At 36.9% G+C, this 8,702-nt stretch carries 8 protein-coding genes and 1 pseudogene; 7 read left to right on the top strand and 2 right to left on the bottom strand.

The genetic code is table 11. From position 1 onward, the window contains the following. The 5 genes from ACY651_RS09340 to metH all read left to right on the top strand — a co-directional run. Positions 1 to 404 (top strand): hypothetical protein (locus ACY651_RS09340; RefSeq protein WP_462251989.1); only part of this gene is annotated, 404 nt, incomplete at its 5' end. A 352-nt stretch (positions 405 to 756) separates the two neighbouring features. Next, positions 757 to 1,755, top strand: a complete 999-nt coding sequence (locus tag ACY651_RS09335) for a homocysteine S-methyltransferase family protein (RefSeq protein ID WP_462251987.1) — start codon at positions 757 to 759, stop codon at positions 1,753 to 1,755. 150 nt (positions 1,756 to 1,905) lie between these two features. Then, a complete protein-coding gene (locus ACY651_RS09330) occupies positions 1,906 to 2,226 on the top strand; it encodes an ORF6N domain-containing protein (protein ID WP_462251985.1) in 321 nt (106 codons plus the stop codon). 53 nt (positions 2,227 to 2,279) lie between these two features. After that, on the top strand, positions 2,280 to 2,456 hold the full coding sequence (locus tag ACY651_RS09325; protein ID WP_462251983.1) for a hypothetical protein: 177 nt from the start codon (positions 2,280 to 2,282) through the stop codon (positions 2,454 to 2,456). A 125-nt stretch (positions 2,457 to 2,581) separates the two neighbouring features. Beyond that, positions 2,582 to 5,284: a methionine synthase gene (gene metH / locus ACY651_RS09320; RefSeq protein ID WP_462251981.1), complete on the top strand. Its 2,703-nt coding sequence runs from the start codon at positions 2,582 to 2,584 to the stop codon at positions 5,282 to 5,284. 64 nt (positions 5,285 to 5,348) lie between these two features. Here the strand turns inward: metH and ACY651_RS09315 are convergent. Further along, positions 5,349 to 5,795: pseudogene (locus ACY651_RS09315) on the bottom strand (RDD family protein); the annotation flags it as partial. A 65-nt stretch (positions 5,796 to 5,860) separates the two neighbouring features. Further along, a complete protein-coding gene (locus tag ACY651_RS09310) occupies positions 5,861 to 6,808 on the bottom strand; it encodes a DUF3137 domain-containing protein (protein ID WP_462251979.1) in 948 nt (315 codons plus the stop codon). Between the two features lie 64 nt (positions 6,809 to 6,872). On the opposite strand from ACY651_RS09310, the gene ACY651_RS09305 reads away from it, so the two are divergent. Continuing rightward, on the top strand, positions 6,873 to 7,646 hold the full coding sequence (locus ACY651_RS09305) for an exodeoxyribonuclease III (protein WP_462251977.1): 774 nt from the start codon (positions 6,873 to 6,875) through the stop codon (positions 7,644 to 7,646). A 121-nt stretch (positions 7,647 to 7,767) separates the two neighbouring features. Beyond that, positions 7,768 to 8,702 (top strand): DUF2339 domain-containing protein (locus ACY651_RS09300; RefSeq protein WP_462251975.1); only part of this gene is annotated, 935 nt, incomplete at its 3' end.

The raw sequence follows: 8,702 nt of genomic DNA, 5'->3' as shown, positions 1-8,702 counted from the left end.
GCATTAATCTTTTAGCAGCCCTGGCATTGGTAACAATGTTTACCACGTTGCAATCATCTTCCTGCTCCAAAAGCGATGATGTAGCGGCCATTAATAACACCACGCCAATTGCCGGTACATGGCGGGTAAGTTTTCACTGGGATCAAAAAGACGAAACCAGTAATCTTAATGGTTACTCTTTTGCATTCAATTCGGGCGGGCATGTTATTGCAACTAAAGCAGGCAGTACTGTTACCGGCACATGGAGCGAAAGCAGCAGCAAGTTTACTATTAATTTTGGCGCCGATCCTGTATTGAGCGACATCAACGATGATTGGCAAATTGTACAAAAAACTGCTACTGTCATTAAGTTAAAAGACGACAATCCTTTGCAGGATGACCAGTTAACTTTTACAAAAAATTAAAATTGCCTGTCCCGTTTATTATCCAGATCCAACTATCCAAAACCAAAAAAATAAATATCCTTTTAAAAAACTAAGTCTTGTGTAAATATTGGTGCTGGCAGCATCACTTAAAGAAAAGCCGTAACATTTTGTGTTACGGCTTTTGTATTGTACATTTGCACTACAAATACAGGCAGATTTGTTTATTGTTCAGCCTACAACAGAACTAATAAACGTCCAAAAAACTCCACTAAGTTTTCCAACGTTTATAAGTCTAATTTTTTTGAAGTGAACTTTTTCAGCTATGGTCATCATCGTTGTGTCACTCACTTGTACGGCATACCAATTTGCATCGCCTTAAAATCATAACACTATGCATTCAATAGAAAAAGCATTAAAAGAAAAAATATTAATTATTGATGGCGCCATGGGCACCATGATACAGCGTCATAAACTGGAAGAAGCCGATTATCGCGGCGAACGTTTTAAAGACTGGCATACCGATGTAAAAGGTAATAACGATTTATTGAGTATAACGCAACCCGAAATTATCATTGGCATACACAAACAATATTTAGATGCCGGTGCAGATATTATTGAAACCAATACTTTCAGCAGCACCGTAATTGCACAAGCCGATTACGATATGCAAGCCATTGCTTACGAAATGAATGTGGCCAGTGCAAAATGTGCACGGGAAGCAATTAAACAATCGGGTAAAGTTGCCTGGGTTGCCGGTGCTATCGGTCCTTTAAATAAAACACTATCATTATCACCTGATGTAAACAATCCGGGCTTTAGTGCCGTAACTTTTGATGAAGTAGCCGCTGCTTACACCGACCAAATAAAAGCATTGGTAGAAGGTGGTGTGGATGTATTATTAATTGAAACTATTTTTGATACCCTCAATGCTAAGGCAGCGATCTACGCAGCAAAAAATTTCTTTAGAAAAAATAATTTACCAGAGTTGCCGATAATGATCAGCGGAACAATTACTGATGCCAGTGGCAGAACATTAAGCGGACAAACTTTAGAGGCATTTTATACATCTGTTTCACATGCCAATCCGTTAAGTGTGGGTTTAAATTGCGCCTTAGGCGCACAGGAAATGCGGCCGCATATTGAGGAGTTATCACAAATTGCCGGTTGCTTTACCTCTGCTTATCCTAATGCTGGTTTGCCCAATGCATTTGGCGAGTACGATGAGCAGCCGCATGAAACAGCACATATTATTGAAGAATGGGCTGCTAATGGCTGGTTAAATATTGTGGGTGGTTGCTGCGGCACCACACCCGACCATATTAAACATATTGCAGACGAAGTAAGGAAATTTAAGCCTAGGGAATTGCCGGTGATGGAAGAAGCGTTGTAAACTTGAGGTCGCAAATTGCGATTTCAAAATAAATGTAGAATTAGCAGAAATAAGTTTGATATCACAATTTGTGATATCAAAATATAATAGTGAAAGTGCTTTATAAATTTGAGGTCACAATTTGTGACTTCAAACAATAACAAGTAGTTTATGGCAACAACAAGGCAGGTTTCTACTAAAATAGCTGAAGCAGTGATTATTGAAAAAGTACACGTAATCCGTGGGGTAAAAGTTATGCTGGATAAGGATTTGGCAGAAATGTACGGTGTAGAAACATTTAGGCTAAATGAAGCTGTTAAACGGAAAATTTCAAGATACCCATCGGATTTTATGTTTCAGCTTATAAAAGAGGAATATAATTCTTTGATATCGCAATTTGCGATATCAAAGAAGCAAGGACGTGGCGGTACAAGAAAGCTCCCTTTTGCTTTTACCGAACAGGGGGTGTTGCCATGCTTTCTTCAGTGCTGAATTCTGATACAGCAGTTGAAGTAAATATTCAAATTATAAGGGTATTTACAAAAATGAAACAACTGCTTTTTGATAATAAAGAGCTTTGGAATAAAATAGAAAAAATAGAACAGCATTTAGTAAAACATGATGATGAAATAAAATTAGTATTTGAATATTTAAAAAAATTGTTGATACAGGAAGCTAAACCAAGAAAGGCAATTGGGTTTCCTTATCCAAATAAAAAATAAAATAATATTGCTTTTATCCTACGCTTAGATAAAAGTTGAATATAGATATACAGCATCCCGATGAATCGGGACGACGCCAATGCAGATGAAAAAAGATTAAATGCCTGGCTCAAAAAAAATAAAACATGAACACAATTAAACCATATTTACGCCTTAGCGGATTAGAACCTTTGGTAATTCGCCCCGAAACAAATTTTGTAAACGTTGGCGAACGTACTAACGTAACCGGTAGCAAAAAATTTGCAAGGTTAATTAAAGATAATCTTTACGAAGAAGCATTATCTGTTGCCCGCCAGCAGGTGGAAAGTGGCGCACAGGTAATTGATATCAATATGGATGATGCCATGCTGGAAGGTGTGGAAGCCATGACCACTTTTTTAAATCTGGTACAGGCAGAGCCGGATATTGCCAAGATACCCATCATGATCGACTCCAGTAAATTTGAAATTATAGAAGCCGGATTAAAATGTGTACAGGGAAAATGTATTGTGAATTCTATTTCGATGAAGGAAGGTGAAGCTAAATTTATTGAGCAGGCGCATATTTGTAAAAGCTATGGTGCGGCAGTTATAGTAATGGCTTTTGATGAAGTGGGACAAGCCGATACCAAAGAACGTAAAATAGAAATTTGCCACCGGGCTTATAAAATATTAACAGAGCAGGTAGGTTTTGCACCGCAGGAAATTATTTTTGACCCCAACATTTTTGCAATAGCCACCGGTATTGAAGAGCATAGTAATTATGCCGTGGATTTTATTGAAGCAACAAGAGAAATAAAAAAATTAATGCCACTTACCAAAGTGAGTGGTGGTGTAAGTAATGTGTCTTTTTCTTTTAGAGGAAACGATCATGTAAGGGAAGCGATACACAGTGTGTTTTTGTACCACGCCATTAAAGCAGGTATGGATATGGGTATTGTAAACGCAGGTCAGTTGGTGGTGTATGATGAAATTGAACCCACATTAAAAAAATTATGTGAAGATGTTATTCTGAATATCAACAATGAAAATAACGAAGCTACCGAAGCATTAATTGTTTTTGCAGAAACCGTAAAAGCAAAAGGAAAAGAAATTGTAAAAGATGAAAAGTGGAGAGATGAGCCGGTAGAAAAAAGATTGTCGCACTCTTTAGTAAATGGCATTACCGATTATATTGATGCAGATACTGAAGAAGCCCGGCAAAAGTACCCTAAGCCATTAGATGTAATTGAAGGACCGTTAATGGATGGTATGAATGTAGTAGGCGATTTATTTGGCGCAGGCAAAATGTTTTTACCGCAGGTAGTAAAAAGTGCAAGGGTGATGAAGAAAGCGGTGGCAGTGTTAACACCATTTATCGAACAGGAAAAAGAAGATAGAAAAAATGCACACATTGCCGCAGGAACTATTAATGAAGAAACTGCCGGCGCTGCAAAAATATTATTAGCCACTGTAAAAGGTGATGTGCATGATATTGGAAAAAATATTGTGGGTGTGGTATTGGGTTGTAATGGTTACGATATTATTGATTTGGGTGTGATGGTGGCTACAGATAAAATTTTAGAAACTGCCATTAGAGAAAAGGTAGACATTATTGGCTTGAGTGGATTAATTACACCATCGCTGGATGAGATGGTACATGTGGCACATGAGATGAAACGCCGTGGTATGAATTTGCCACTGATGATTGGTGGTGCTACTACCAGCCGTATGCACACCGCAGTAAAAATTGCGCCACAGTATGATGAAGGTGTAATTCACGTTTTGGATGCCAGCCGAAGTGTAACTGTTGCCGGTAGTTTACTAAGTAAAGAACAAAAGCCAGACTTTTTAAGCGGCATAAAAAAAGAATACGATAAACTGGTGGTTGACTTTGGCAATAAAAAATCTACCAAACAATATTTAACTTTTGCAGAGGCCCAAAAAAATGGCGCTAAAATTAACTGGGATAATTTCACACCTGTGGCGCCAACATTTACCGGCACAAAAATTTTTAATCATTACGATTTAAAAGAAATTGCGGAATACATCGACTGGCAGCCATTTTTTATTGCCTGGGAAATGCATGGTAAATTTCCGGCAATATTAACGGATAGTATTATTGGTGTAGAAGCCACCAAATTATACAACGATGCTAAAAAATTACTGCAACAAATTATTGAAGAAAAATGGTTGAATGCAAGGGGTGCGATAGGTTTTTGGCCTGCCAATAAAGTGGCGCCGGATTCGGTTGATGTTTTAGCGGATAAAGAAGTGGTACAACTGCAGTTTCTACGCCAGCAAATAAAAAAAGCAGAGGGGCAACCCAATTTATCTTTAGCAGATTTTATTTCTCCGTCACAGAGTGATTTTCTGGGCGCATTTGCTGTAACGATTGAAGGTATTGACCCACACATTAAAAAGTTTGAAGCTGCTTTTGATGACTACAATAAAATTATTTTACAGGCCTTGGCAGATAGATTAGCAGAGGCCTTCGCAGAATTGCTGCACAAAAAAACACGGCAGGAATATTGGGGTTATGCAACCGATGAACATTTAACTAACGAGCAATTAATTAAAGAAGAATATTTGGGTATTCGTCCGGCACCGGGCTACCCTGCCTGCCCTGATCATACAGAAAAATATAAATTGTTTGATTTACTGGGCGGCAAAGAAGCTACTGGTATTGAGCTTACAGAATCCTTAGCTATGTATCCGGCATCATCGGTTTCAGGCTGGTATTTTGCACACCCCGAAAGTAAATATTTTGGTGTGGGTAAAATTGAACCCGATCAATTAAAAGATTATGCCGAAAGAAAAGGGATGAGTTTGGATGAAGCAACAAGATGGTTGCGGCCGATACTGGAGTAAAATCTATCTTGATTTTAACTACCATTGTATCAGTCCAGCTATCGTGCCAGGTAAGTGTGTTAAACCCGCTAAATACTTCAAAAGGAACGCAACGGGACAAAGACCTTAACAAAGCATTTTTAAGAGTAAGTTCTTGTCCATCCTGGCGAATAGCTCGTGTTCCGGTAATAATTTTACCTAATGTATAACCTTTAAATAATTTTTCGCAAAGAGTATAATAGACGATATAATTTAGATACCCAATCATAAAAGATAATAAAAATATCCCACTACTCATTGCACCATCGTTGGCAATATTGCTAATAAATTCTGGTGCAATTAATCCTAACATAGTTCCAATAACTATTCCAGTTAAGTAGCTTAACCCAAAACGCATTAATAAATTATCTATCAACCAATTTACAAAGCGTTGCCATTGGGTAGCATAAACATAGCTGTTGAGGTCATAAGACTCCTCTGCTAACAAATCTTGTTGTACAGAGTTATGGGTAAGTTCATTATTATTTTCCATTATAGATTTTTATTTTACAAGTATAGTTAAAATAATCAAGAATACTATTTTCTATTGGTATTACGTTATTGCATTTCATTTAAATGCAACTGATTAATAATACTCAGTACAAGAAGAATTGTGAAAAAATATTTTTTTACTTCTTCTCTGTCATCAGTATCAAAACCAGTTGGCTCCAATAAATCTTCGTTAATAGCAATAGCCACATAACAGCGGCCTGCTACAAAAGAAATAGCAATATCCCTATCGACCTGTTGCTTAAATTTTACAAATCTCTCCGTCATAGCTTTTGTAAGAATAGAACCTGCCTCAGAAGGATTGGTACTATAAACAGAAAAATTATTTTCAAAGTCAGCACTTGCGCATTCCAATTTAATTTTATGTACAGTAGGTAACTTCATTAAAAGGTAACGTTCGTCTGCAATACTTCCACCGGTCTGCTCGTGGCCACTAGCCCAAACATAAGTAGCAGAAGAAATAAAAGTATTTATCTCCCCAACAAAAAACAATCCTTTAAAAATAGTCCGTAATAAATTCCTTGAACCTGATTCGTATTGAGTAAGTAATTCAGAACAGCGAAAAGGTACATTCTTATAAATACCTTCCATGTAATCGTCTCCATCATACCAGTCAAAATTTTTTCTAAAAAGGCCACTGTGTTTGTAGTCTTCTTTTGCAATTACTTCATCTGGTTTATAAATAATGCCAGGATGGAGGTAAGAAATGATTTCACGGATAATTGTTTCTTTAAAATCCCTGGTGTACTTATCTTTTCTATTAGAATAAAAATATACACTTACCGCTATTGCAATAATAAAAAAAGTTATAGCAGTACCGCTGAATTGTTCAATGTATCCAACTTGATAAGCGGCAAATGTAACTACAGCCAAAAATGCAGTTACCGGCGCTATAATACCCCAATTGCCTGCAGCTCCGGCTTCAGCTTTTAAATTAGTAATTAAAGGTTGCAGCTTAATAGTATAAAAATCTTCAAAATCTTTTATCTCGTCCATAAATATTAAATGAATTTATTTCTTTTTTGTAACTATGCACAATCAAGTTTTAAAACTCATTCCCATGCGTATCATCTCGTACAACGTTAATGGCATACGTGCCGCATTAAAAAAAGGTTTTATCGATTGGCTTAAAACCAACCCGGCCGATATTATTTGTTTACAGGAAACTAAAGCCACACAAGGCGATGTAGATGTAAAACTGCTGGAAGATTTAGGTTTTCACCACCATTGGTTTAGTGCACAAAAAAAAGGGTATAGTGGCGTAGCAGTATTTACAAAAATAAAACCCGATAATGTTTGCATTGGCTGCGGTATAGAAAGCAGCGATAACGAAGGCCGTGTAATACAATTAGATTTTGGTGATATCCGTTTAATAAATGCCTATTTCCCCAGTGGCACCAGCGGCGATGAAAGACAAGCTTTTAAATATGTTTGGCTGGATGAATTTCATACTTATCTTACCAAATTAAAAAAGAAATTTCCTAAAATAATTTTAGTGGGAGATTATAACATTGCCCATAACGAAATAGATATTCATGACCCCAAAGGCAATAAAAATTCTTCAGGTTTTTTACCACAGGAAAGAGAATGGATGACAAAATTTTTGGCCAGTGGCTGGATAGATACCTTTCGGGAGTTTCATAAAGAACCGCACCGCTACAGCTGGTGGAGCCAGCGTTTTCCTACGGTACGATTAAATAATAAAGGCTGGCGTATTGATTATATCACTGTTACCGAACCGCTGAAAAAACAATTGAAAGATGCTGATATCTTTCATGATGTAAAACACAGTGACCATTGCCCGATTTATGTAGAAATAGCCCCTAAACCCTAAAGGGAATTATATACACAAATAATTGTTAAACGAAAAGTTTCATAAGCATTGCTTTAACAAATTATATCAGCAGTGTACCAAACATCGTTGTATCTTGTTTTGCAGTAACTAACACACTGCTATGGAAGTTTTAATTTTTCTTGCAATTGCTGTAATCTTTTTCATTGTTTTAAATATCCAGAGTAATCAGCGCAATAATGCGGATAATCTTAAAAAAGATTTATCTGTTCTTAATAAACAATTGCAGGATTTAAAAAATCAGTTATTTAATCTGCAGCATAATGCTCCGGTAATTACTACCCCCGATCAGCAACAAAAAGAAAAAGAAGCTGCCGAATTAAACGCACAGGAAGAATACAAACAAAAAATTGCGGCTATTGAAAGCTTGCGCCTTCATAAGGAGGCAAAGAAAAAAATTGAAGAAGAAAAATTATCACAGCAGCATCCGGTAGTTACAGTTGAAGTAAACGAAACCATTGATACTCCCAAAATAAAGGTACAACCGCCACCTTCAGCACCGCAGGAAAGCTGGAGTGAAAAATGGGTAAGAAACAATCCTGATCTTGAAAAATTTATTGGCGAAAATTTAGTGAGCAAAATTGGTATTGCTATTTTAGTTTTAGCGATTGGTTTTTTTGTAAAATATGCAATAGACAAAGAATGGATTGGCGAAGTGGGCCGTGTAGCCATTGGTATTTTATGTGGCGGTATTCTTATTGCCTTGGCACACCGCCTGCGTAACTCTTACAAAAATTTCAGCTCTATACTTGCAGGCGGGGGACTGGCAGTTTTTTATTTTACTATTACATTGGCGTTTCAGCAGTTTGAATTATTTAGCCAGACGACTGCATTTATAATAATGATTGTTATTACGGCATTTGCTGTGGCACTTGCATTGCTGTATAATAAACAGGAGCAGGCCATCATTGCTTTAATCGGCGGCTTTGCTGCACCATTTTTAGTAAGTACCGGCAGTGGCAATTATAAAGTACTGTTTACTTATCTTATTATTTTAAACAGCGGACTTTTATTTATTGCCTATTACAAAAGCTGGCG

This window comes from Ferruginibacter sp., assembly GCF_031391665.1.
In the GTDB taxonomy this organism is placed as follows: Bacteria; Bacteroidota; Bacteroidia; order Chitinophagales; family Chitinophagaceae; genus Ferruginibacter.
This window is presented reverse-complemented; position numbering and strand designations above follow the sequence as displayed.